This is a genomic window from Mycobacterium shunyiense (assembly GCF_058270075.1).
This window is the reverse complement of the sequence record NZ_JBZDPU010000014.1, coordinates 349,493-372,995: the sequence shown is the minus strand read 5'-3', so window position 1 is coordinate 372,995 and position 23,503 is coordinate 349,493. Positions and strand designations below refer to the sequence as shown.

The 23,503-nt window shown below is 64.9% G+C and carries 24 protein-coding genes and 2 tRNA genes; 15 read left to right on the top strand and 11 right to left on the bottom strand.

Annotated elements, in window-relative coordinates; translation table 11 throughout:
* The first annotated feature begins 199 nt into the window (after window positions 1–199).
* Window positions 200–631, top strand: a complete 432-nt coding sequence (locus AC4ELH_RS12795; RefSeq protein ID WP_448444465.1) for an SRPBCC family protein — start codon at window positions 200–202, stop codon at window positions 629–631.
* Between the two features lie 33 nt (window positions 632–664).
* Here the strand turns inward: AC4ELH_RS12795 and AC4ELH_RS12790 are convergent, their stop codons facing one another.
* The 9 genes from AC4ELH_RS12790 to rpmH form a co-directional block, all read right to left on the bottom strand.
* Window positions 665–1,546: an acetyltransferase gene (locus AC4ELH_RS12790; RefSeq protein ID WP_498884755.1), complete on the bottom strand. Its 882-nt coding sequence runs from the start codon at window positions 1,544–1,546 to the stop codon at window positions 665–667.
* A gap of 222 nt (window positions 1,547–1,768) precedes the next feature.
* The gene (locus tag AC4ELH_RS12785; RefSeq protein WP_448444461.1) at window positions 1,769–2,803 is read right to left on the bottom strand and encodes a ParB/RepB/Spo0J family partition protein; all 1,035 of its coding nucleotides are present in this window, start codon (window positions 2,801–2,803) and stop codon (window positions 1,769–1,771) included.
* Window positions 2,804–2,877: 74 nt separating this feature from the next.
* Entirely contained in the window at window positions 2,878–3,741 is an 864-nt protein-coding gene (locus AC4ELH_RS12780) for a ParA family protein (protein ID WP_236734751.1), read from the bottom strand.
* 122 nt (window positions 3,742–3,863) lie between these two features.
* Window positions 3,864–4,580 (bottom strand): 16S rRNA (guanine(527)-N(7))-methyltransferase RsmG, encoded by a 717-nt coding sequence (gene rsmG / locus AC4ELH_RS12775; protein ID WP_064932196.1) that lies wholly within the window; start codon window positions 4,578–4,580, stop codon window positions 3,864–3,866.
* 59 nt (window positions 4,581–4,639) lie between these two features.
* Complete coding sequence (locus AC4ELH_RS12770; protein ID WP_055119208.1) at window positions 4,640–5,182, bottom strand: Jag family protein; 543 nt, start codon at window positions 5,180–5,182, stop codon at window positions 4,640–4,642.
* A gap of 39 nt (window positions 5,183–5,221) precedes the next feature.
* Entirely contained in the window at window positions 5,222–6,244 is a 1,023-nt protein-coding gene (gene yidC / locus AC4ELH_RS12765) for a membrane protein insertase YidC (protein WP_498885035.1), read from the bottom strand.
* Between the two features lie 43 nt (window positions 6,245–6,287).
* Window positions 6,288–6,644 carry a membrane protein insertion efficiency factor YidD gene (gene yidD / locus AC4ELH_RS12760; protein ID WP_055119213.1) on the bottom strand — a complete coding sequence of 119 codons (357 nt, stop codon included), beginning with the start codon at window positions 6,642–6,644 and terminating at the stop codon, window positions 6,288–6,290.
* The gene (gene rnpA, locus AC4ELH_RS12755) at window positions 6,641–6,997 is read right to left on the bottom strand and encodes a ribonuclease P protein component (RefSeq protein ID WP_064882403.1); all 357 of its coding nucleotides are present in this window, start codon (window positions 6,995–6,997) and stop codon (window positions 6,641–6,643) included. Before rnpA ends, yidD begins: the two co-directional genes overlap by 4 nt.
* A 30-nt stretch (window positions 6,998–7,027) precedes the next feature.
* Window positions 7,028–7,171, bottom strand: a complete 144-nt coding sequence (gene rpmH / locus AC4ELH_RS12750) for a 50S ribosomal protein L34 (RefSeq protein WP_055119217.1) — start codon at window positions 7,169–7,171, stop codon at window positions 7,028–7,030.
* A gap of 512 nt (window positions 7,172–7,683) precedes the next feature.
* Between rpmH and dnaA the strand changes: the two genes are divergently transcribed.
* The 13 genes from dnaA to AC4ELH_RS12685 all read left to right on the top strand — a co-directional run bounded on the left by dnaA (window position 7,684) and on the right by AC4ELH_RS12685 (window position 21,865).
* On the top strand, window positions 7,684–9,207 hold the full coding sequence (gene dnaA, locus AC4ELH_RS12745; RefSeq protein WP_064957514.1) for a chromosomal replication initiator protein DnaA: 1,524 nt from the start codon (window positions 7,684–7,686) through the stop codon (window positions 9,205–9,207).
* A 612-nt stretch (window positions 9,208–9,819) separates the two neighbouring features.
* Window positions 9,820–11,013: a DNA polymerase III subunit beta gene (dnaN, locus tag AC4ELH_RS12740; RefSeq protein WP_064957515.1), complete on the top strand. Its 1,194-nt coding sequence runs from the start codon at window positions 9,820–9,822 to the stop codon at window positions 11,011–11,013.
* The gene (gnd, locus tag AC4ELH_RS12735; RefSeq protein ID WP_448444777.1) at window positions 11,006–11,932 is read left to right on the top strand and encodes a phosphogluconate dehydrogenase (NAD(+)-dependent, decarboxylating); all 927 of its coding nucleotides are present in this window, start codon (window positions 11,006–11,008) and stop codon (window positions 11,930–11,932) included. Before dnaN ends, gnd begins: the two co-directional genes overlap by 8 nt.
* A 9-nt stretch (window positions 11,933–11,941) precedes the next feature.
* On the top strand, window positions 11,942–13,096 hold the full coding sequence (recF, locus tag AC4ELH_RS12730) for a DNA replication/repair protein RecF (RefSeq protein WP_064957517.1): 1,155 nt from the start codon (window positions 11,942–11,944) through the stop codon (window positions 13,094–13,096).
* On the top strand, window positions 13,093–13,680 hold the full coding sequence (locus tag AC4ELH_RS12725) for a DUF721 family protein (RefSeq protein ID WP_064882392.1): 588 nt from the start codon (window positions 13,093–13,095) through the stop codon (window positions 13,678–13,680). Before recF ends, AC4ELH_RS12725 begins: the two co-directional genes overlap by 4 nt.
* A 219-nt stretch (window positions 13,681–13,899) precedes the next feature.
* Window positions 13,900–15,927, top strand: coding sequence for a DNA topoisomerase (ATP-hydrolyzing) subunit B (gyrB, locus tag AC4ELH_RS12720; protein ID WP_064882390.1), 2,028 nt, complete (start codon window positions 13,900–13,902; stop codon window positions 15,925–15,927).
* Between the two features lie 12 nt (window positions 15,928–15,939).
* A complete protein-coding gene (locus AC4ELH_RS12715; protein ID WP_055119229.1) occupies window positions 15,940–16,221 on the top strand; it encodes a putative quinol monooxygenase in 282 nt (93 codons plus the stop codon).
* Window positions 16,222–16,310: 89 nt separating this feature from the next.
* The gene (gene gyrA / locus AC4ELH_RS12710; protein ID WP_498884748.1) at window positions 16,311–18,815 is read left to right on the top strand and encodes a DNA gyrase subunit A; all 2,505 of its coding nucleotides are present in this window, start codon (window positions 16,311–16,313) and stop codon (window positions 18,813–18,815) included.
* A 52-nt stretch (window positions 18,816–18,867) separates the two neighbouring features.
* The gene (locus tag AC4ELH_RS12705; RefSeq protein WP_498884747.1) at window positions 18,868–19,770 is read left to right on the top strand and encodes a DUF3566 domain-containing protein; all 903 of its coding nucleotides are present in this window, start codon (window positions 18,868–18,870) and stop codon (window positions 19,768–19,770) included.
* A gap of 56 nt (window positions 19,771–19,826) precedes the next feature.
* Window positions 19,827–19,900, top strand: a tRNA-Ile gene (locus AC4ELH_RS12700).
* A gap of 153 nt (window positions 19,901–20,053) precedes the next feature.
* A tRNA-Ala gene (locus tag AC4ELH_RS12695) sits at window positions 20,054–20,126 on the top strand.
* A 153-nt stretch (window positions 20,127–20,279) separates the two neighbouring features.
* A complete protein-coding gene (locus AC4ELH_RS12690; RefSeq protein ID WP_498884745.1) occupies window positions 20,280–21,149 on the top strand; it encodes a hypothetical protein in 870 nt (289 codons plus the stop codon).
* 71 nt (window positions 21,150–21,220) lie between these two features.
* A complete protein-coding gene (locus AC4ELH_RS12685; RefSeq protein WP_498884743.1) occupies window positions 21,221–21,865 on the top strand; it encodes an Rv0361 family membrane protein in 645 nt (214 codons plus the stop codon).
* Window positions 21,866–21,888: 23 nt separating this feature from the next.
* On the opposite strand, the gene cwsA is transcribed toward AC4ELH_RS12685, so the two are convergent.
* A complete protein-coding gene (cwsA, locus tag AC4ELH_RS12680; protein ID WP_064885500.1) occupies window positions 21,889–22,287 on the bottom strand; it encodes a cell wall synthesis protein CwsA in 399 nt (132 codons plus the stop codon).
* 153 nt (window positions 22,288–22,440) lie between these two features.
* On the opposite strand from cwsA, the gene AC4ELH_RS12675 reads away from it, so the two are divergent.
* The gene (locus AC4ELH_RS12675; protein WP_064885499.1) at window positions 22,441–22,968 is read left to right on the top strand and encodes a peptidylprolyl isomerase; all 528 of its coding nucleotides are present in this window, start codon (window positions 22,441–22,443) and stop codon (window positions 22,966–22,968) included.
* An 85-nt stretch (window positions 22,969–23,053) separates the two neighbouring features.
* Here AC4ELH_RS12675 and AC4ELH_RS12670 read toward each other — a convergent pair whose 3' ends face one another.
* Complete coding sequence (locus tag AC4ELH_RS12670) at window positions 23,054–23,470, bottom strand: PH domain-containing protein (protein ID WP_064885497.1); 417 nt, start codon at window positions 23,468–23,470, stop codon at window positions 23,054–23,056.
* Window positions 23,471–23,503 lie beyond the last annotated feature (33 nt).

Genomic DNA, 23,503 nt, shown 5'->3' with positions numbered 1-23,503 from the left:
ATATCTGGTGAATCGGCGTGGTCAGATCGGCCGCCCGATTTTAGGAAGACCGGCAGTCGACGACGAGTGCGCCGCGGGCGGCACCCAGCCCGGTGTTGCCCGGCGGAATCACTGTCGCCTACGAGCTGGATACGCTTCGGCATCCGCCGGCGGGTCCGCACCTCTCGACGTCAGGGCCACGGCGTGCTTACCTGACGAGATGGCCCGGCATTACCGTTACACCGACAGCCGTGAAGTTGCCGTCCACCCCCTCGTGGTCTGGGAAGTGCTTACAGATCACGACCGGATGTCCGAGTGGATGCCTACGCGCAAGGTCGTCCTGGAGACGGCCGGCAGTCCTGATCGAGACGGGGTAGGTGCCATCCGTGCGATTCATTCGTTCGGAACGGTTATCCGCGAACGGATTACGACGTTCGACGCGCCGACAACCCTGCGATATGAACTGCTCTCCGGGCTGCCGTTCCGTGATTACACCGGCCAGATCACCGTCGAGCCCCGTGCCGGTGGAAGCCGGATCTCAACGGAGATCAGCTTCTCCACCGCTATTCCTGGCAGCCAGCTCCTCGTCGCAATCGCGATCCGGGTTGCCAGCGCTCGAGCTGCCCGCGCCGCCGACCGACGAGCTTCCTGAGGCCGCGGGCACAGTCTCGGTTGGCGGTCTACGTCAGACTTTCCTGTCGTGTCGGACAACACTTTTCGCCCCGATGCCGGCCCCGGACATCCCGGCACCGATCGGCAGCTCGATCCGCGCGTTCTCCAAGAGGCGCTCGAGGGCGGCTTCCACTTCGGCCTTCCAGCCGAGGCCTTTGTCGAGTTCCAGACGCAGTCGCGGGAAGTACGGGTGTGGCGCGACAACGGTGAAACCGACGTCTTCGAGGAAATCGGATGTCAGCATGCAGTCTTCGACCGAACAGTCCCCCAGCGCCGCCACTACCGGAGACAGCTCATCGGGAAGCTTGCCGCCGTCGGCCAATTCGCTCACGGCCGAGGTGTAACCGAATGCTTCCAGAGCCCGAACGCCGCGTCGCACCAAATCATTGACCACGGCGGCCAGCAGACTCTGCGACAACAGCCCGCGGTCTTCGGCACATTCAACACCGATCGCCGTCAACAAGATCGCGTCCGGGCTGACGGGAGCGGTCGGGAAAAGCCGGGCCCGCGGCACGGCGCCGGGGGGTGCATAGAACGCGAAGCCCAGACACGGATCGTCCACGACAGCCGGAGCCGTCCAGTCCTCACCCTCCGGCCCCACGAGGCCTGCTGCGTCGGCGGGTACCACCAAGTCGAACGCGGTAGCGGAGTCGGCATCTGACCCTGTATCTGGATCCTGGTCGGGTGCGTCCGCGCGAGCCGTCACGGCCAGTTGGCCGCATGATCCCCACTCGAGCATGACCATCGAAAGCCACGCTTCTTTTTCGAATTCGGGATCGGTCAGGTGGTCGTCACCGATGGTGGAGGGATCAACTTCCCAGAACACACAGCGCCGCGCATGCTTGGGCAGCTGCTCGAAGCCCTCGAGCCGAAGCGGCGTTATTCGTGCTGTCACTGAGGTCCCTGGCTTTCACACTGTGTGCGTGGCTGCCCCTCAAGGATAGGAGAGTCCGCCGGAGTCGGACCACTGCGCCCTGAAAATGTCATCCAGTTCCGCCTCCGAGGTGAAATGCTATGCGGCACAGAAGCTTTGCGCTATGTGGCGCTCGCGACTGCGGACTCTGATCACTGATGTGTCACAGTGACGGAACAACCTGGTGTCGTTGGTCGTGGGTTCTCAGTGGTCTTCGGCGCTCATAATTTCGACAATGCGCTGGAGATCATCCACCGATCCGAACTCGACCACAATCTTGCCTTTTCGTTTGCCAAGGCTCACGGTGACCCGGGTATCGAACGCTGAAGAGAGCCGCTCAGCAACGTCCTGCAAGCCCGGCATCTGGATCGGCTTACGCCGCGGCGCCGGTGGCGTGGTGTTGCCGTCGCGGTTGGCCAGCGTCACGGCCTCCTCGGTGGCACGCACCGACATGCCCTCGGCAATGATGCGGGCGGCCAACTCTTCCTGCTTCTCCGCTCCCCCTTCCAGGGCGAGCAGCGCACGTGCGTGCCCCGCGGACAGCACACCGGCCGCGACGCGGCGCTGCACGGCGATCGGCAGGCGCAACAGACGGATCATGTTGGAGATCAGTGGCCGTGAGCGACCGATCCGCGCGGCGAGTTCATCATGGGTGACTCCGAATTCGTCGAGCAGCTGTTGGTAGGCGGCGGCCTCTTCCAACGGGTTGAGCTGAACCCGGTGGATGTTCTCCAGCAGCGCGTCACGCAGCATGCTGTCGTCACCGGTCTCACGGACGATCGCCGGAATGGCTTCCAGGCCGGCTTGCTGGGCGGCCCGCCAGCGCCGCTCCCCCATCACCAACTGATAGCGGGATTCGCCGTTCTCTTCGACCGCGCGGACGACGATCGGCTGCATCAATCCGAACTCGCGGATGGAGTGCACCAGCTCGCTCAGCGCCTCCTCGTCGAACACCTGGCGGGGCTGCCGCGGATTCGGCTGGATCAGGCTGGGATCGATCTCCCGATAGGTGGCGCCCACGTCGCCGGCAAGGACCGGGTCGGCCCCATCGGGCGCGGAGGACGTCGGGGGCGCCGTCCCCGCGTCGCTCGGGCCGGCCGACGGCCCGAGCAGAACGTCGGCTGCAGTTGCGCCGATCTTGGGGCTCAGGACATCGGTACCGTCCTCAGCGGGACCGGTCGGAATGAGGGCTGCCAGTCCCCTGCCCAAGCCACTCCGCTTCCGTGCCGGCTGATTCATGGTCGTCTCCTGCTCATCGTGCCGTCCGCTGTCTGTCTACTGGCTGTTGGTCACTGGCGTGGTGCCGGCGCCTACTAGGCGCGGGGCGGGGCTCCGCGCTCTGCGATCTCGCGGCTCGCGTCGAGGTAGCTCAACGCACCACGAGAACCCGGATCGTAATCGAGAATCGTCATCCCGTAGCCCGGAGCCTCCGACACCTTCACACTGCGCGGGATGACCGTACGCAACACCTTGTCGCCGAAGTGCTCCCGCACATCCTCGGCCACCTGATCTGCCAGCTTGGTCCGCCCGTCGTACATCGTCAGTATCACGGTGGACACCGACAGCTCGGGGTTGAGATGCGCCTTCACCATCTCGATGTTGCGTAGCAGCTGCCCCACCCCTTCCAGCGCGTAGTACTCGCACTGGATCGGGATGAGCACCTCGGGAGCCGCCACCAACGCGTTGATGGTCAGCAGTCCGAGGGACGGTGGGCAGTCGATGAACACGTAGTCGAAGTTGTGGTTGGCCAGAGCGGCGAGCGCTGACCGCAACCGCCCCTCGCGAGCCACCATGCTGACCAACTCGATCTCCGCGCCGGCCAGATCAATCGTCGCGGGAATGCAGAACAACCGGTCGCTGTGCGGGCTCTGCTGCAGGGCCTCCTCCACCGGAATGTCTCCGATGAGGACCTCATAGGACGACGGGGTCCCCGGTCGGTGTTCGATGCCCAGCGCGGTGCTGGCGTTGCCCTGGGGGTCGAGGTCGATCACCAACGTGCGCAACCCCTGCAGTGCGAGCGCGGCCGCGACGTTCACCGCCGTCGTCGTCTTGCCGACGCCGCCCTTCTGATTCGCGATCGTGAACACGCGCTGGCGCGACGGCCGGGGAAGCTGTCCGTGCGAGGTGTGGAGCACGCGGGTCGCCTGCTCCGCCTCCGCCGCTATCGGGGTGTCCATGCTGGCGTCCGTGGACCACGCAGCGCCACCACCGTTCTTCCATGTTTCACGTGAAACTGTTTCACGTGAAACGGCGGGCGTAGCACCCGCGCCAGCGGTTGCCGGCCGATCAGAACCCATCCTCATCTCCTGCCCGATCTCCCCCGCGACCCGGAGGCTCTGCCCGTTGACCGGGTGCCCGGTCTCACCGCCACGCGTCGCACGGCGACGACGGTTACGGGCGGGTTCAAATAGTTCACGCCACATTTCACCACCCTGGCATCGACTGCACCCAGGGAAGCCATCCCACGCCGGTGCTCTTCGATCTCAGCCTCGGCGCGCTCACCTTTGAGGGCGAGCATCCTTCCGTCGACGCGAAGGAGCGGCATGCTCCACCGCGTCAACTTGTCCAGTGAGGCGACCGCACGGGAAGTCACCACATCCAACTCGCCCACCGATTTACGAACGTCTGAGTCTTCGGCCCGACCACGGACCACCGCGATGTCGAGCCCCAATTCGTCGACCGTCTCACGGAGGAACTCGCTGCGGCGCAGCAGCGGCTCGATCAACGTGACATGAACGTCGGGGCGCGCCAGGGCCAACGGGATACCCGGGAGGCCGGCGCCGCTGCCGATGTCGGCGACGCGCTCATCGGGAGCCAGAAGCTCTCCGAGAGCCGAGCTGTTGAGAATGTGTCGATCCCAGAGCCGGTCCACTTCTCGCGGACCGATCAGACCCCACTCGACACCGGCACCGGCAAGAATCGCCGCGTACCGTTCGGCGGTCTCCAGACGCTCTCCGAAGACCTCCGCCGCGGCGTCCGGTGCCGCGGGGACCGGTCCATGTTTCACGTGAAACATCCTCCGCACTCCCTACGGCACCGTCGCCGCAAAACGAACTACACCCTTGTAACTAGAACTCAGCCAAGCAGAACGACGACGCGTCGCGACGGCTCCACGCCCTCGCTCTCGCTGCGGACACCATCGACCGCGGCTACAGCGTCGTGCACGATCTTGCGCTCGAACGGCGTCATGGGAGCCAGCTCCTCACGCTCACCCGACTCCAGCACCCGTCGGGCCACCTTGTCGCCCAGCGCCGCCAGCTCGTCGCGGCGACGGCGGCGCCACCGCGCGATGTCCAGCATCAGCCGGCTGCGCTCGCCAGTCTTCTGGTGCACGGCCAGTCGGGTCAGCTCCTGGAGAGCGTCGAGCACCTCGCCCTTGCGCCCGACCAGCTTGCTCAGATCGCCCCCGCCGTCGATGCTCACCACCGCACGATCGCCTTCGACATCGAGATCGATATCGCCGTCGAAGTCCAGCAGGTCGAGCAGCTCCTCGAGGTAGTCGCCGGCGATCTCGCCTTCCGCGACCAATCGCTCCTCTAGGTCGTCCTCGCTCTTGGGCGCCGACTGGGTGTCCTCCTCCAGCTCCGCGCCGGGCTCGGTCGTCTGTGCGTCCGTCATATCCGTCTTCTCCCTACTTGTAGCCAGCGTGAGAACTGGTCACCGTTTCCGCTTCTTGGGGCGTGCACCGGGCTTGGGCGTGCGGTTCACGCTCGGGGCTGCCGATTCACCTGCCGCGTCCTTCTGGTCTTTCGTCTGCGCCGCATCCGACTCAGGTTCAGCGTCTTCCGTAGCGGCCGCCGCACTCGCGGCTTCGGCCTTACGGGCACGATTCGGTTTCGCTCCGGGCGCCGGTGCGTTGGCCGAACGTCGTTCGATCGCCTCGGCCTTCTTGGCCTCTTCTTCCTTCTCGATCATCCCGAACACGTAGTGCTGCTGACCGTAGGTCCAGATGTTGTTGGACAGCCAGTAGATGATCACGGCCAGGGGCAGGAACGGCCCACCGACGACCACGCCGAGCGGGAACACGTAGAGCGCGAGCTTGTTCATCATCGCGGTCTGCGGGTTGGCGGCGGCCTCCACACTCTGGCGGGCGACCGAGGCGCGGCTGTTGAAGTGCGTGGCGATACCGGCCAGGATCATGATCGGAACGCCGACCAGAACCACGGACAACCGGTTGAATTCGGTGAACGCCTCGAGGCCGTGCTGCTGAACCATCGTCGCGCCCAGCGGTGCCCCGAACAGGTTCGCGTCGAGGAAGTGACTCACGTCGGTCGCACTGAACACATAGTTCGCGAGGCTGCGGTTCTCCTCCACCGACAACCCCAACCGGCCGATGCCGGTCTGGGTCCGGTTGAAGGACATCAACACGTGGTACAGACCCAGGAACACCGGCACCTGCGCCAGCATCGGCAGGCAGCCGAGGATCGGGTTGAACCCGTGCTCGCGCTGCAGCTTCTGCATCTCCAGCGCCATCCGCTGGCGGTCCTTGCCGTACTTCTTCTGCAGCGCCTTGATCTGTGGCTGCAACTCCTGCATCTGCCGCGTGGTGCGGATCTGCTTGACGAAGGGCTTGTAGAGGATCGCGCGCAGGGTGAAGACCAGGAACATCACCGACAGCGCCCAGGCGAAGAAGTTCTCGGGGCCGAGCAGGAAGGCGAATGCCTTGTACCAAACCCACATGATCGCCGACACCGGGTAATAGATGATGTCCAGGCTGAACCAATTAAACACGCGACTTGCTCTCCCCTCGCTTCGCTGGGGTATCCCAGACAAGGTTTTCGGCGGCGGCGATCTCGCCAGAAACGGTCTCATCAGAACTGACGGACTCGTGATCGTGTGGGCACCGGTCCGGGATGGGATCCCATCCCCCCGGGTGCCATGGTCCGCATTTCAGCAGTCGGATCAACGTCAGCCACGCACCGCGGAACAAGCCGTATTCGGTGAGGGCGTCGACCGCGTATTGACTACAGGTCGGCATGAATCGGCACGACGGCAGTCGAAGCGGAGAGATGGTGTGGCGGTAGAGCTGAATCAGGAAGATCGCACCGCGGGCTGCACCGGCACCCGCCCTGCGGATCATGGTGACGTCCTGCGCCGTGCCTCCAGGCGCTCGAGAGCGCGCTGCAACTGTTGCTCCAACCGCGGCGACGGCGCTTCACTGCTGCCGGCGCGAGCTCGGATCACCACGAGGTCCGTGGCATCCAGTTTCGGTATGACGGTACGGGCGGCATGACGCAGCCGCCGGGATACCCGATGACGCTCCACGGCATTCCCGACGGCTTTGGACACGATCAGACCGACCCGCGGGCCGGTTGCGTCCGTTCCCTCGTGGAGTGCGTGCACGACAACATCAGGTTGCACTGCACGCACGCCACGACTGACGGTGGCACTGAACTCCGCGGACCGCCTCATCCGGTATCGAGCCGGAAGCACCGCGCTAGATCCTGCCTGAGAGCCGCAGTATCACGCAGTGAGTGCGCGACGGCCCTTGCCACGACGGTTGGCGACGATGGCGCGGCCGGCGCGCGTCCGCATCCGCAGCCGGAACCCATGCACGCGCGCACGGCGGCGGTTGTTGGGCTGGTAGGTCCGCTTGCCCTTGGCCACGGCAATCTCTCCTTGTTCCGTTTGGCACCCGCATCCACCGACACCGAAGTGCCGCCGAAAACAGTTGCCGTTGCAAGCTCTGTTTAAGCTCGTCCGTCGTGCTTTACTAACCGGCGCGTTCTCCGGAAACCTCCCGGGCGCAGCCGTATCGCCACGTGCGGGCGACTGCTCGAGGGTACTGATGAGATTTCCCTCGGTCAAACCTGCGCCGACCCGCCTACATGGTGCGTATCGGATGTTGCAGAACTGTTGGCACATCGAGAGAAAACTGTTAGCTTCTGGCAATGCCGTTCCGAGCCTGGATCGGCCCCGGAAAATGAAACGAGAGCTCGCGGCGCGGCACACCCTCGCAGCATGCGACGTATCCGGCTACGACGCTCTCACAACAGACAACAGAGCGACGACGACTGTCCTTTCTCCACAAGCTGTGGATAAATATGTGGACAGTTCGTCATCGTTCTTTTTGGTCGTCACCGGGTCGACCTCGATGCACCTCTAAGGGGGAACAGTCGTTGCCAGCTGACCCCGATCCACCGTTCGTCGCAGTCTGGAACAGCGTCGTCGCCGAACTCAACGGCGACCGGGACGCAAACTCCGATCCAGCTCTCCTCCCGCTGACTCCTCAGCAAAGAGCATGGCTCAAGCTGGTGAAACCCCTCGTCATCGCCGAGGGGTTTGCTCTGCTGTCGGTTCCCACACCATTCGTCCAGAACGAGATCGAACGGCACCTCCGCGAACCGATCATCAACGCGCTCAGCCGCAAGCTGGGTCAGCGGGTCGAGCTGGGCGTGCGCATCGCCACTCCGCCGGAGGAATCCGAGGACTCCCCCACCGCGTCGGATTCCGGGTCCACCACCGACGACCGGGACGACACGGCCGCTTCTGCCTCGCCCGCCGACGTCGACGAGATCGACGACGACCGCGCCGCCAAGGTCAGTGCCGAGGAAAGTTGGCCGGGCTACTTCAGCAGCCCGCAGCGCGACTCCACCATCAGCGACGACAACGCGGTCAATCTGAACCGGCGCTATACCTTCGACACCTTCGTCATCGGTGCGTCCAACCGCTTCGCCCACGCCGCGACCCTGGCCATCGCCGAGGCGCCGGCGCGGGCCTACAACCCGTTGTTCATCTGGGGTGAATCCGGTCTGGGCAAGACCCATCTGCTGCACGCCGCGGGAAACTATGCGCAACGTCTCTTCCCGGGCATGCGCGTGAAGTATGTCTCCACCGAGGAATTCACGAACGACTTCATCAACTCACTGCGTGACGACCGCAAGGCCTCGTTCAAGCGCAGTTACCGCGACATCGACATCCTGCTCGTCGACGACATCCAGTTCATCGAGGGCAAGGAAGGTATCCAGGAAGAGTTCTTCCATACCTTCAACACTCTGCACAACGCCAACAAGCAGATCGTGATCTCGTCGGACCGGCCGCCCAAGCAGCTGGCCACCCTGGAGGATCGGCTGCGGACCCGTTTCGAGTGGGGCCTCATCACCGATGTGCAGCCGCCCGAGCTGGAGACGCGCATCGCGATCCTGCGTAAGAAGGCGCAGATGGATCGTCTCGACGTGCCCGACGATGTGCTCGAGCTCATCGCCAGCAGCATCGAGCGCAACATTCGCGAGCTCGAGGGTGCGTTGATTCGGGTGACGGCCTTCGCCTCGCTCAACAAGACCCGGATCGACAAGGCGCTGGCCGAAGTCGTGTTGCGCGATCTGATCGCCGACGCCACCACCATGCAGATCAGTACCGCGGCGATCATGGCGGCCACCGCCGAGTACTTCGAGACCACGGTCGAGGAGCTGCGTGGGCCCGGCAAGACCCGGGCACTGGCGCAGTCCCGTCAGATCGCCATGTATCTGTGCCGTGAGCTCACCGATCTGTCCCTGCCGAAGATCGGCCAGGCGTTCGGGCGTGACCACACCACTGTCATGTATGCGGAGAAGAAAATCCGCGGCGAGATGGCTGAGCGACGTGAGGTTTTCGACCACGTCAAGGAACTCACCACCCGCATTCGTCAGCGCGCCAAGCGCTGAAACCTCTCCCGCCACCCCCTCGAGATGACCTCCGAGGGGGTTTAGTGCTGCCATGGCGGGGTATCCGGCGTCTCACATCGTGGTCACCGTGGGCCCGTCCGGCGAAAAATCTTGTAACAACTTTCGCCCCGCGAGGCATCACATGTCACAGCTGACCGCTGTGGATACGGCTGTGGACAACCTGCGGGCAAACCACGGGATGAATGACAAAATCATCCACACGATGTCATTTGTCCACACTCGGCGGCCGGTCCGTCCACCGGTCTCCACAGCCGACTCACATTCCGACACACCTGGAGTACTGGGCAAACACCCGTTCATCCCCAGTTTTCACAGTCCCTAATACTGTTACTCAAATATCTTCTAAGAGTTCTTTCTAGAAGAAGGGGCTTGGGGACACCGGACGAAACCTCGGCTCTGCCCTGGCTCGAGAAGCACATGCAAGCCCCCATGTCACCCCGGTGGATTAGCTTTCAAGTTGATGCGGAAAGCTCTACGGTGGTTCAACGACAGCGGTTCCAGCTTTGTCATTCAGCGCGATGCTGCGTGGCGGTGTTCTGGGAAGACGCTGGTAGAGCTCGTTATGGGGATCATCGAAGGGGCGCATAGCACGTGGCGACGACGACGGCTGGGCTGACCGACTTGAAGTTCCGCGTGGTGCGTGAGGACTTCGCGGACGCGGTGGCCTGGGTGGCCCGCAATCTGCCGACCCGGCCCACCATCCCGGTTCTGGCCGGGGTCCTGCTGACCGGCACGGATGACGGTCTGACCATCTCCGGCTTCGACTACGAAGTTTCCGCCGAGGTGCGTGTCAGTGCCGAAATCGCGTCTCCTGGAAGCGTTTTGGTATCCGGACGGTTGCTGTCGGACATCACCAAGGCATTGCCGGCCAAGCCGGTGGAGCTCAGCGTCGAGGGCACCCGGGTGGCACTGACCTGTGGCAGCGCCCGGTTCTCGCTGCCGACCCTGGCAGTCGAGGATTACCCCGCGCTGCCGACGCTGCCCGACGAGACGGGTGTGGTGTCGTCCGACCTGTTCGCCGAGGCCATCGGTCAGGTCGCCGTCGCCGCCGGCCGTGACGACACTTTGCCGATGCTGACCGGTATCCGCGTCGAGATCTCCGGTGAATCAGTGGTTTTGGCTGCTACCGACCGCTTCCGGCTGGCCGTGCGTGAGCTGACCTGGGAAACCAGTGCCACCGACGTGGAGGCCGCGGTCCTGGTACCGGCGAAGACTCTGGCCGAGGCGGCCAAGGCCGGCACCGACGGCAACCAGGTGCATCTGTCGCTGGGTTCCGGCGAATCGGTCGGCAAGGACGGCCTGCTCGGTATCCGCAGTAACGGCAAGCGCAGCACCACCCGGCTGCTGGACGCGGAGTTCCCGAAGTTCCGTCAGCTGCTGCCGAACGAGCACACCGCAGTGGCGACCATCGGCGTGGCCGAGCTCACCGAGGCCATCAAGCGCGTGGCACTCGTGGCCGACCGGGGAGCCCAGATCCGCATGGAGTTCGGCGATGACGTCCTGCGGCTCTCGGCCGGCGCAGACGATGTGGGTCGCGCCGAGGAAGACCTGCCGGTCGAGTTCGCCGGCGACCCGCTGACCATCGCGTTCAACCCGACCTACCTGACCGACGGGTTGAGCTCGCTGCACTCGGACCGGGTGACGTTCGGATTCACCACGCCGAGTCGTCCTGCCGTGTTGCGGCCCACGAGCGAGGATGGTGGTACCGGCGGTGGTTCGGGACCGTTCCCGGCCGCCAAGACCGATTACGTCTATCTGTTGATGCCGGTTCGCCTTCCTGGCTGACCGGCGCGGTCGAGAAAGGGCGCACATGCAACTGGGGTTGGTCGGCCTGGGCAAGATGGGCTTCAACATGCGCGAGCGCCTGCGCACCGGTGGCCACGAGGTGGTCGGCTACGACCCACGTCCTGAAGTCAGCGACGTGGCGAGCCTGGCCGATCTGGCCGGCGCGCTCGAGGCGCCGCGGGTGGTCTGGGTGATGGTCCCGTCCGGCACGGTGACGCACCAGACTATTGTCGCGCTGGCCGATGTGCTGGGTGCAGGCGACCTTGTGATCGACGGCGGAAACTCTCGGTACACCGAGGACGGACCGCACGCAAAGTTGTTGGGCGACAAGGGAATCAACTTCATCGACGCCGGCGTATCGGGCGGTGTCTGGGGTCTGAAGGAAGGGTACGGGCTGATGGTCGGCGGCAGTGACGCCGACGTGGCTCGAGCCATGCCGATCTTCGACACGCTGCGTCCGCCGGGTGATGTGGCCGACGGCTTCGTGCACGCCGGTCCCGTGGGCGCCGGTCATTACGCCAAGATGGTGCACAACGGCATCGAATACGGCCTGATGCACGCCTACGCCGAGGGTTACGAGCTGCTGTCGGCCGAAGACCTGATCACCGATCCCCAGGCAGTGATCCAGGCCTGGACGAATGGCACGGTGGTGCGGTCGTGGCTGCAGCAGCTGCTGGCGAAAGCGCTCAAGGAAGACCCCGGATTCGCGGCGATCAGCGGATACACCGAGGATTCCGGGGAAGGTCGCTGGACCGTGGAAGAGGCCATCAGCCATCGGGTTCCGATGCCGGTCATCGCCGCATCATTGTTCGCCCGGTTCGCCTCGAGGCAAGAGGATTCCCCCACCATGAAGGCAGTGTCGGCGCTGCGCAACCAGTTCGGTGGCCATGCTGTGCACCGGATCAGTGAGTCCGGTTAGGCGATTCCGATGTATGTCCGTCACCTGGGGCTGACCGACTACCGGTCCTGGGCACAGATCGAGCTCGAGCTGGAGCCCGGCCGGACCGTATTCGTCGGACCGAACGGCTTCGGTAAAACGAATCTCGTTGAGGCACTGTGGTATTGCGCCACTTTGGGTTCCCATCGGGTGGCTTCTGATGCGCCGTTGATCCGGGCCGGCGAGCAACGTGCGATCGTCTCGAGCATCGTCGTCAACGAAGGCCGGGAACTCGCGGTCGACCTCGAGATCACCAATGGCCGGGCGAACAAGGCCCGGTTGAACCGGTCGCCGGTGCGGTCCCCGCGCGAAATCCTCGGGGTCTTACGGGCCGTGCTGTTCAGCCCGGAAGACCTTGCACTGGTCCGTGGTGATCCAGGAGACCGGCGGCGTTATCTGGACGAGTTGGCGACCACCCGCCGGCCGACCGTCGCAGGTATCCGTGCTGACTACGACAAAGTGGTCCGGCAGCGCACCGCGCTGTTGAAAACCGCTGCGGGAGCCCGCTATCGGGGTGATCGCAGCGTGCTGGACACCCTCGATGTGTGGGATGGGCACCTGGCCGCCCATGGTGCGGCGTTGACTGCCGCACGCATCGCGCTGGTCGAGCAGCTGCACCCCGAGGTGCAGAAGGCCTATCAATTGTTGGCGCCCTCGAGCCGCCCCGCGACAATCCGGTACCGCTCCGGGGTGGAGGCCATCGCGAACGCGCCTGGCCTCGAGTCCGTCGAGTTCTACGAGGCCGCGCTCTTGGACGCGCTGAGCCGCCGGCGTGATGCAGAGTTGGACCGCGGAGTCTGTCTGGTCGGCCCACACCGTGACGATCTCGAGCTGTGGCTCGGCGACCAACCCGCCAAAGGCTTTGCCAGCCATGGTGAATCGTGGTCGATGGCGTTGGCTCTGCGGCTCGGCGCCTACGAGCTGTTGCGTTCCGACGGGGTCGATCCGGTGCTACTGCTCGACGATGTCTTCGCCGAACTCGACACCTCGAGGAGGCAGGCGCTGGCCGCGGTGGCCGGTGAGGCCGAACAGGTTCTGGTCACCGCGGCGGTGGGTGAGGACATCCCGCCGGACTGGGCGGTCAACCGCGTCGAGATCAGGATGACCGAAGGGGACCAGGGGCGGATATCGGTGGTGCAGTCATGACGGACGATCCCGCAGAAACCGACCAGTCGGCCATCCCCTCCCCCGCCGTCTCTCCCGAGGACCTGAGCCGCATGCGCGGCATGGACCTGGTGCGGCGGACTCTCGAGGAGGCGCGCGGGGCGGCCCGCAGTCAAGGTAAGGATGTCGGCCGCGGCCGCAGAACCCCGGTCCGGCGGACGGCAGGAAACACCGGCCGGCGTCGCAGCTGGTCCGGTCCGGGTCCCGATGTCCGTGATCCGCAATTGCTCGGGTCCGCGACCCAGGATCTGGCGAAGGTTCGAGGCTGGGGCTCGAGGGTGGCCGAGGGTTCGGTATTCGGTCGGTGGCGGACCGTGGTGGGTGACCAGATCGCCGACCATGCCAATCCGACGGCCTTGAACGAGGGTGTGTTGACCGTGTCGGCAGAGTCGACTGCGTGGGCCACCCAACTTCGGATGGTGCAGTCCCAGCTGCTGGCCAAGATCGCGGCCGCGGTCGGGGATGGAGTGGTGACCTCCTTGAAGATCGTGGGTCCGGTCGGCCCGTCGTGGCGGAAAGGTCGGTATCACGTGCCGGGCCGAGGTCCCCGCGATACCTACGGCTAGCCCGGGCGGTATTGCGCTGAGAGCGTCGAGACGGCCGAAAGCGATCTTCTGAAGCGTCCGAAGGCACCGAGACCCGCGAAATTCCGCGCACGGCGCAGTTAGGTAGGTGAAAACGCCGCTACAGAGTCGGCCCTGTCCGTCTGGACCGGTAGACTGTGGCGAGATCTGCAGGGCGGCGACGCAACCGCTTCCCGCGAACCCCAAGGAGACGCGTCCGACGTGGCTGCCCAGAAGAAGAATGCTCCAACCGAGTACGGCGCCGATTCGATCAAGGTGCTCGAAGGACTGGAGGCCGTTCGTAAACGTCCGGGCATGTACATCGGTTCCACCGGTGAGCGGGGTCTGCACCACCTGGTGTGGGAGGTCGTCGACAACGCGGTAGACGAGGCGATGGCCGGGTTCGCCAGCAAGGTCGACGTGCGGATCCTCGAGGATGGCGGCGTTCAGGTCACCGACGACGGCCGCGGCATTCCGGTGGCCATGCACGCGACCGGTATCCCGACCGTCGATGTCGTGATGACCGTTCTGCACGCCGGCGGCAAGTTCGAAGAAGGTGCCTACCAGGTATCCGGCGGTCTGCACGGCGTGGGTGTGTCCGTGGTCAACGCCCTGTCGACCCGGCTCGAGGCCGACATCTACAAGGACGGTTACGAGTGGTTCCAGACCTACGACAACTCGGTGCCGGGAACCCTCAAGCAGGGTGACAAGACAACCAAGACCGGTACCACCATCCGGTTCTGGGCTGACCCGAATGTCTTCGAGACCACGGTCTACGACTTCGAGACCATTGCCCGTCGTCTGCAGGAGATGGCCTTCCTCAACAAGGGCCTGACGATCGACCTCACCGACGAGCGGGTGTCCCAGGAGGAGGTCGTCGACGAGGTGGTCGCCGACACCGCCGCCGCCCCGAAATCCGCGGAGGAGACGGCGGCCGAGGCCGCCGCGCCCCACAAGGTGAAGCACCGGACCTTCCACTACCCGGGCGGTCTGGTCGACTTCGTCAAGCACATCAACCGCACCAAGACTGCGATCCAGCCCAGCGTGATCGATTTCGACGGCAAGGGCCCCGGTCACGAGGTCGAGATCGCGATGCAGTGGAATGCCGGTTACTCCGAGTCGGTCCACACGTTCGCCAACACGATCAACACGCACGAGGGAGGTACCCACGAAGAGGGTTTCCGCTCGGCCCTGACCACCGTGGTGAACAAGTACGCCAAGGACAAGAAGCTCCTCAAGGACAAGGATCCGAACCTCACCGGCGACGACATCCGTGAAGGCCTGGCCGCGGTCATCTCGGTGAAGGTGGCCCAACCGCAGTTCGAAGGCCAGACCAAGACCAAGCTCGGTAACACCGAGGTGAAGTCGTTCGTGCAGAAGATCTGCAACGAGCAGCTGACCCACTGGTTCGAGGCGAATCCCGCCGAGGCCAAAACCGTGGTGAACAAAGCAGTTTCATCGGCGCAGGCGCGTATCGCCGCCCGCAAGGCGCGTGAGCTGGTCCGGCGCAAGAGCGCCACCGACATCGGTGGCCTGCCCGGCAAGCTCGCGGACTGCCGCTCTACGGATCCGACGAAGTCCGAACTGTATGTGGTGGAGGGCGATTCGGCCGGCGGTTCGGCCAAGAGTGGCCGCGACTCGATGTTCCAGGCGATCCTGCCGCTGCGCGGCAAGATCATCAACGTCGAAAAGGCCCGTATCGACCGGGTTTTGAAGAACACCGAAGTCCAGGCCATCATCACGGCCCTGGGTACCGGCATTCACGACGAGTTCGACATCAGCAAGCTGCGCTATCACAAGATCGTGTTGATGGCCGACGCCGATGTCGACGGCCAGCACATCTCCACCCTGCTGCTGACCCTGCTGTTCCGCTTCATGAAACCGCTGGTCGAACACGGCCACATCTTCCTGGCTCAGCCGCCGCTGTACAAACTCAAGTGGCAGCGTCAGGAACCGGAGTTCGCGTACTCCGACCGTGAGCGCGACGGCTTGCTCGAGGCGGGTAAGGCAGCCGGCAAGCGGATCAATGTCGACGACGGTATCCAGCGTTACAAGGGTCTGGGCGAGATGGACGCCAAGGAACTTTGGGAGACCACCATGGATCCGTCAGTGCGGGTCTTACGTCAGGTGACGCTCGATGACGCCGCCGCGGCCGACGAATTGTTCTCCATTCTGATGGGTGAGGACGTCGAAGCCCGCCGCAGTTTCATCACGCGCAACGCCAAAGACGTTCGGTTCCTGGACGTTTAGGCGGAACCGACGATGCACACAGCGTTTATCCGGGTCAAGGTTGCCCCCGAGGCGGCCGAGCGCGCTGCGACCGCGATGCAGAATCTGGTCGATCCCACACTGGCCGAACCGGGCTGCATCACCTACGAGTTCTATCGCGATCTCGAGGACCCGTCGCTGTTCCTGTGCTTCGAACATTGGGATTCGAGGGAGTCCATGGATGCGCACGGAACCACGCCGCACGTCGCGACCTTCCTGACGGAGCTGGGACCGAGCATCGAAAAGTGGGAGTACAACCACACGGCGGCGTTGTGACCCCGAAGACGCACCTGCCCTGCGCGCCACCGTAATTCACGCCGCAGGGCCTTTGACCGCAACAAGCCGAGCCGACGAGCGAGGAACACATGACCGACATCACGTTGCCACCCGGCGACGGAACCTCAGACCGTATCGAACCGGTCGACATTCAGCACGAGATGCAGCGCAGCTACATCGACTACGCCATGAGCGTGATCGTCGGCCGCGCTCTGCCGGAGGTGCGTGACGGCCTCAAGCCCGTGCACCGGCGCGTGCTCTACGCGATGTACGACTCGGGCTTCCGCCCCGACCGCAGCCACGCCAAGTCGGCACGTTCGGTGGCCGAGACGATGGGTAACTACCACCCACACGGCGACTCCTCGATCTACGACACCCTGGTCCGGATGGCTCAGCCCTGGTCGTTGCGCTACCCGCTGGTCGACGGCCAGGGAAACTTCGGCTCACCGGGTAACGATCCCGCCGCGGCCATGCGTTACACCGAGGCCCGGCTGACGCCGCTGGCCATGGAGATGTTGCGGGAAATCGACGAGGAGACAGTCGAGTTCATCCCCAACTACGACGGCCGGGTGCAGGAACCCACGGTGCTGCCGAGCCGGTTCCCCAACCTGCTGGCCAACGGGTCGGGCGGTATCGCCGTCGGTATGGCCACCAACATCCCGCCGCACAACCTGCGGGAGTTGGCCGAGGCGGTGTACTGGTGCCTGGAAAACCATGAGGCCGACGAAGAGGCGACCTTGGCCGCGGTGTGCGAGCGCGTCAAGGGTCCGGATTTCCCCACCCACGGTCTGATCGTCGGGTCCCAGGGCATCCACGACGCCTACACCACCGGCCGCGGCTCCATCCGCATGCGCGGTGTTGTGGAGATCGAAGAAGACAGCCGGGGCCGCACCGGCATTGTCATCACCGAGCTGCCCTACCAGGTCAACCACGACAACTTCATCACCTCGATCGCCGAGCAGGTGCGCGACGGCAAGCTGGCCGGCATCTCCAACATCGAGGACCAGTCCAGCGACCGGGTCGGGCTGCGAATTGTGGTGGAGCTCAAGCGCGATGCCGTCGCCAAGGTGGTGCTGAACAACCTCTACAAGCACACCCAGCTGCAGACCAGCTTCGGCGCCAACATGCTGTCGATCGTCGACGGGGTGCCGCGCACGCTGCGGCTGGATCAGATGATCCGGTACTACGTCGCGCACCAACTCGATGTCATCGTGCGCCGCACCCGCTACCGGTTGCGCAAGGCCAACGAGCGCGCGCACATCTTGCGCGGTCTGGTCAAGGCCCTGGACGCACTCGACGAGGTGATCGCTTTGATCCGGGCCTCGCAGACCGTCGAGATCGCCCGGGCCGGACTGATCGAGCTGCTCGACATCGATGAGATCCAGGCCCAGGCCATCCTGGACATGCAGCTGCGTCGGCTTGCTGCCCTGGAACGCCAGAAGATCGTCGACGACCTGGCCAAGATCGAGGCCGAGATCGCCGACCTCGAGGACATTCTGGCCAAGCCGGAGCGGCAGCGCGCGATCGTTCGCGACGAACTGGCCGAGATCGTCGAAAAGCACGGCGACGACCGCCGGACCCGGATCATGCCCGCCGACGGCGAGGTCAGTGACGAGGATCTGATCGCCCGCGAGGACGTGGTCGTCACGATCACCGAGACCGGGTACGCCAAGCGCACCAAGACGGACCTCTACCGCAGCCAGAAGCGCGGCGGCAAGGGCGTGCAAGGTGCCGGGCTGAAGCAGGACGACATCGTCAACCACTTCTTCGTCTGCTCGACCCACGACTGGATCCTGTTCTTCACCACGCAGGGCCGGGTGTACCGGGCCAAGGCTTACGAGCTGCCCGAGACCTCGCGCACCGCGCGTGGCCAGCACGTGGCGAACCTGCTGGCCTTCCAGCCGGAGGAGCGCATCGCCCAGGTCATCCAGATCAAGAGCTACGAAGATGCGCCGTACCTGGTGCTGGCCACCCGCAACGGTCTGGTCAAGAAGTCCAGGCTGGTCGACTTCGATTCGAACCGCTCCGGCGGCATCGTGGCGGTCAACCTGCGCGAAGGTGACGAACTGGTCGGCGCGGTGCTCTGCTCGGCCGACGACGACCTGCTGCTGGTGAGCGCCAACGGCCAGTCGATCCGGTTCTCCGCAACCGACGAGGCCTTGCGTCCGATGGGCCGTGCCACCTCCGGCGTGCAGGGCATGCGGTTCAACGAGGATGACCGGCTGCTGTCCCTCAATGTCGTCCAACCGGACACGTATCTGCTGGTCGCGACCGCTGGCGGCTACGCCAAGCGCACTGCGATCGACGAGTACACGGTCCAGGGTCGTGGCGGCAAGGGCATCCTGACGATTCAGTACGACCGCAAACGTGGCAGTCTGGTCGGAGCGCTGATCGTCGATGACGAGACGGAGCTGTACGCCATCACCTCCGGTGGCGGCGTCATCCGGACCGCTGCACGTCAGGTTCGCAAAGCTGGGCGTCAGACCAAGGGCGTTCGCTTGATGAACCTGGGCGAGGGCGACACACTGATTGCGATTGCGCGCAACGCCGAGGAGGACTCGGAAGCGGATGAGGCCGAGTCCGACGAAGAGTGATGCTGTCGCCGAGGCCCAACCCGGACCTCGGCCTGAGCTAAGGAGCTGTTAGGTGAGTTCACCGAACGAGCCGGGGTACCCGCGAACGGGCGACCGGTCCGGCAGCTCCAACGGCTCGGGTACCGGGGCCGCAGGGGCCGAGGCCACCCCGGCCGCCGGCAAGACGGCCGGGACGCAGGCGCGCCCCGCCGGCGGCCAGATCACCGAGACCGGGGAAGCGCCGCCGTGGCAGCGGGGCACTGCCGCCCGTACCACCCCGCCGCAGGCACCCGAGTCGCGTGAAGAAGGCGCCCGTACCTCGGGATCGCACTCCCCCGGTGTGGAGGCCCGGCTGCAGCGCTTCGTCGCCGGCACCGAGACCAAGGACACCGAGCAGCAGGCCCGGCCTGCCCGTCCGGCGCCACCTGCTCCGTCGGCAACCCGCACCGAGCAGGTGCGGCCCGAGGCCTACGCGAGCGAGATCCCGGACCTTTCCGGGCCATCGCCGCGTACCCCGCAACGTAAGACGGCCACTGAGGCGCCTGCCGCTCGCAGCTCGAGTAACAGCCCCACCACCCGGATCCAGGTCGCCAACCGTGCCTCGCATCAAGGGCCGGTCCGGGCCAGCATGCAGATCCGCCGGGTCGACCCGTGGACTGTGCTCAAGGTCTCACTGGTGTTGTCGGTGGTGCTGTTCTTCGTGTGGATGATCGCGGTGGCATTCCTGTACCTGGTGCTCGGCGCCATGGGTGTGTGGAGCAAGCTCAACAGCAATGTCGGCGACCTCCTCACCAGCGCCAGCGGCGCCTCAGGCGGCGAATTGGTCTCCAGCGGAACGATCTTCGGCGGGGCGGCGCTGGTCGGCCTGGTGAACATCGTGGTGCTGTGTGCCATGGCGACCATCGGTGCCTTCATCTACAACCTGACCACCGATCTGGTCGGCGGGGTCGAGGTCACGCTGGCCGACAGGGATTGATTTGGGACTCTGCGCTCCGGTGCGGTAATCTCTGCGCTCGGTCGATCCCAATTTTCGGGCCTATAGCTCAGGCGGTTAGAGCGCTTCGCTGATAACGAAGAGGTCGGAGGTTCGAGTCCTCCTAGGCCCACGACACCCGGTGTAGCCGGTGATCACCGAGAGGTTGTGCCATGCGGTTCATGCTTCTGGCCGGCATCGCAGCAGCGGCGGTGATCGTATGGCGATCACGACACGGTGAAGAAGTTTGGCATGACTTGGCAGATGCGCCACCTCGGCCAAATGAGGGGCCTTAGCTCAGTTGGTAGAGCGCTGCCTTTGCAAGGCAGATGTCAGGAGTTCGAATCTCCTAGGCTCCACAATCAAAGTTCGGTCAAAGCGGTTCCGGTGACAGCCATCCGGGGCCGCTTTTCTTGTTTCCGACCACAGGCCGGCCATAACCTGCGTGCTTGAATGTGGCCGGGAGTTTTCGGGCAGTCGGGGGGCAAGTGGTGGTCAGCAGAATGGTGCGCGTGTTGCTCGCGCCGGTATTCGCAGCGGGGCTGATGTGGGCGTCCGTCATCGCCGGGCCCGTCTTGTCTGTGGCTCGCGCCGACGTCCTCCATCAGGTGTGCCCCGACCCCGCTGCCCAACTTGATGCGTGGATACAGCGCGCGAACGATCACAACAGCCGGACCGGCTCCGTCAACGCCTACGACCATGCCGCTGTCGATGTGTTCAACGCGGAGAAGGTACAGCTCGAGGCCGACCGCAGCGCGCTGATGCCGCGTATCGACGCGTGCGACGCCGCAGTCGCGGTGCTGACGCCCAAGGACCCGTCAGGGCTACAGCTGGCCACGCCCACGGCAGCGCAACGGCTCGCGATCGACGACGCGAGGAAAGGTATCCCCGCGGGCTATCAGCCGCCGTCCGTCCGCAAGGGGGATCGGGAAACGATGCCCAAGGACGCGCCGGAACGGCCACTGTACGAAGCTCTGCGCGGAGACAGCTCGAGGAACGTGCCGAAAGATATCCACCTTGCCGGTGCAGCCGCGCCGCCGGCAGGAGCCCCCGACCCGGCCTATCCGGGACAGAAGATCGGAGAGACACCGGCCGGCGACGCGAAAGTCGTGCCGGACCACATTGTTCCGCTGGCGGAGCTGATCAAGCTTCCTGGCTTCCTGAAGTTGACCTCGGATCAGATGTATCTGCTGTCGCAGGTACCGCTGAACTTCCAATGGATGTCCTGGACTGCGAACACCGCCGAGTATTCGGGCAGCGCTGCACGCATGCTGCCCGAGGCGGACCGGAGCTGGGCGGGAAAACAGATACAGCTACAGAACGAAACCCGAAATCAGCTGCAGGACATCATCGACAACCTCGTGAGGGCCAACGGAGAGTGAGTCGGGTGGAGATCGGCTTCGATCAAGTGGCCGCCGAATTGACCGCAAAAGGCAAGGTGGAGTGAGGTGTGATGACAGGACCGACGTCACCGTTTGGTGGTGACCCGAACCGTCCCGGCGCGCCTGACTGGGCGTCGCCGCAACAGCCTTGTCCGCCAACGGGTTACGGGCAGCCGCCGAGCTATCCCCCATCGGGATACCCGGCGCCCGGCGGCGCCCCGCCGGTCTATGGGATTTCGCAGTCGGGATTTCCGCAACCGTGGCAGGGATATCAGCAGGAGCAGCCCGGAAGGAGTGCGGGCAGGTCGAAGTTGTTGATCGCGTTGGCGATCGCCGTGCCGGTGCTACTGATCCTGTGCGGTGTCGGCGGTTGGATCTGGTTCTCGACGAGTCGGGAAAAGGGGGCGATCAAGGACGTCGCTTCTCAATTCGCCGACGCGATAGACACCCAGGATCAGGACAAGATGCTGGCGACACTCTGTCAGGAGGAGCATGACCTGGTCACCGACGGCGACGGCTTCGATCCTGGCGATTCGGGTCCGGGGGCCAAGGACAACCGTCAGCCGTTCGAAGTCACGGACGTCACGGTGAAAGACGATGTGGCGCAGGTCCAATTCCTGCGACCGAACTCCGAGCACTCCGGTTCGCTGTACTTGCGCAAGGAATCGGGCGCGTGGAAGGTGTGCGATCCGGCCGAGGCGCAGTTCAACCAATAGCCGGGCGCGCAGCCGCTACGGCGTCAGGGCTTCGGATTGACCTCGACGCTGGGCGGCAGCGGAGAGGGCTCGGGCCGAGTGGACCGCCGCACGATCGAGAACGTCACGGCCCCACCGGCAAGGACTGCCGCGGCGACCCCGGCGAGCACCAACCGGCGGCGACGTCGCTTGGGCTCGGGAGCTGCCGCCGCCTCCTGCAGTACCTCGGGCAACGCCGCCACCGCTTCCGCGGCGGCGGTGAGCTGACGGCGCAGCTTGCCCGAGTCGTAGCGCTTGCGGAGCCCGGCGGCAACGGCGGACACGGTGTTGGCGCTCAGGCCCACCACGCCGCGGGTCACGTCGACCGGACCGACAGCGCTGTATTTCAAGCCGCGGGCTAGGCGCTGACGGGGGGCCAACCGGGTATCGACGTTCGCGGTCATCTGGCACCTTTCTGGGCACTGGCGGGACACTGGCGACGGACCCGGGTGGGCCATCTGTCGGCTGAGATCCAGACTGCCATCTCTGCGCGGGTCTGGGGCGCTTGGTGGGGTATCTGACCCTCGCCGCGAACAGGGATGGCAGACTGAGTAGCCGTGACGAGCCCCATTCAGACCGCGACGGCGACATTGCACACCAACCGCGGCGACATCAAGATCGCACTGTTCGGAAACCACGCTCCCAAGACCGTGGCCAACTTCGTCGGCTTGGCGCAGGGCACCAAGGACTACACCACCGAGAACGCCTCGGGCGGCACCTCCGGTCCGTTCTACGACGGCGTCATCTTCCACCGGGTGATCGACGGCTTCATGATCCAGGGCGGTGACCCGACCGGTACCGGGCGTGGCGACGCCGGCTACAAGTTCGCCGACGAGTTCCACCCTGAGCTCCAGTTCGACAAGCCCTACCTGCTGGCCATGGCCAACGCCGGGCCGGGCACCAACGGCTCGCAGTTCTTCATCACGGTCGGCAAGACGCCGCACCTGAACCGTCGCCACACCATCTTCGGTGAGGTCGTCGACGCCGAGTCGCAGAAGGTGGTCGACGCGATCGCCTCCACCCCGACCGATCGCTCCGACCGCCCGACCGACCCGGTCGTCGTGGAATCGATCACCGTGTCATAACGGGCACTTCCCCGCACATACCAATGCGCGACGCCCCCGGACTCGGGGGCGTCGCGTGTTGTGTGGGGAATTTTCATTTCCGGGCCTAGCCGGTCGAGAAACCGGCCTGGGTGAGCGCGTCGAGGACGTCGAGGGGGTCTGTTCCCAGGTCCCACCGCGTGAGGACCTCCAGCCGGTCGTCGACCGTGTCGATCTCGAGCAGGCGGACCTTGCGGGCGATGCGACGGAACTCGGTGATGCGGATCTTCCGGATCTCATTGCGGCGATACGTCCGGGTCCGCAGCCAACCGGCGACGGTGAGACTGTCTTGGTTGATTGCCAGTTTCGGCCGGGCCCGCCACGACAATGTTGCGAACGTGAGCAATCCCACCCCAGCTATGCCGGCAAGAACACGTCCGGGCGGGTCTGTGATCACGGTCACAGCTGCGATAGCCATCGCTAGTCCGGCTACGGCGCAACCTGCGACTCCAGCGGCCGGTGGGCTCCAATGAGTTTGCTGCACGGGTTCTTCACACCCTCTTACCGCGACTAATGG

What these genes read in the sequence shown, in the direction of transcription:
- recF (WP_064957517.1), top strand. Translation starts at nt 11,942, where the DNA reads ATGTATGTCCGTCACCTGGGGCTGACCGACTACCGGTCCTGGGCACAG.
- yidD (WP_055119213.1), bottom strand. Translation starts at nt 6,644, where the DNA reads ATGATCCGCAGGGCGGGTGCCGGTGCAGCCCGCGGTGCGATCTTCCTG.
- AC4ELH_RS12780 (WP_236734751.1), bottom strand. Translation starts at nt 3,741, where the DNA reads ATGGACACCCCGATAGCGGCGGAGGCGGAGCAGGCGACCCGCGTGCTC.
- AC4ELH_RS12725 (WP_064882392.1), top strand. Translation starts at nt 13,093, where the DNA reads ATGACGGACGATCCCGCAGAAACCGACCAGTCGGCCATCCCCTCCCCC.
- cwsA (WP_064885500.1), bottom strand. Translation starts at nt 22,287, where the DNA reads ATGACCGCGAACGTCGATACCCGGTTGGCCCCCCGTCAGCGCCTAGCC.
- AC4ELH_RS12715 (WP_055119229.1), top strand. Translation starts at nt 15,940, where the DNA reads ATGCACACAGCGTTTATCCGGGTCAAGGTTGCCCCCGAGGCGGCCGAG.
- AC4ELH_RS12795 (WP_448444465.1), top strand. Translation starts at nt 200, where the DNA reads ATGGCCCGGCATTACCGTTACACCGACAGCCGTGAAGTTGCCGTCCAC.
- yidC (WP_498885035.1), bottom strand. Translation starts at nt 6,244, where the DNA reads ATGTGGGTTTGGTACAAGGCATTCGCCTTCCTGCTCGGCCCCGAGAAC.
- rsmG (WP_064932196.1), bottom strand. Translation starts at nt 4,580, where the DNA reads ATGTTTCACGTGAAACATGGACCGGTCCCCGCGGCACCGGACGCCGCG.
- gyrA (WP_498884748.1), top strand. Translation starts at nt 16,311, where the DNA reads ATGACCGACATCACGTTGCCACCCGGCGACGGAACCTCAGACCGTATC.
- AC4ELH_RS12685 (WP_498884743.1), top strand. Translation starts at nt 21,221, where the DNA reads ATGACAGGACCGACGTCACCGTTTGGTGGTGACCCGAACCGTCCCGGC.
- AC4ELH_RS12785 (WP_448444461.1), bottom strand. Translation starts at nt 2,803, where the DNA reads ATGAATCAGCCGGCACGGAAGCGGAGTGGCTTGGGCAGGGGACTGGCA.
- AC4ELH_RS12770 (WP_055119208.1), bottom strand. Translation starts at nt 5,182, where the DNA reads ATGACGGACGCACAGACGACCGAGCCCGGCGCGGAGCTGGAGGAGGAC.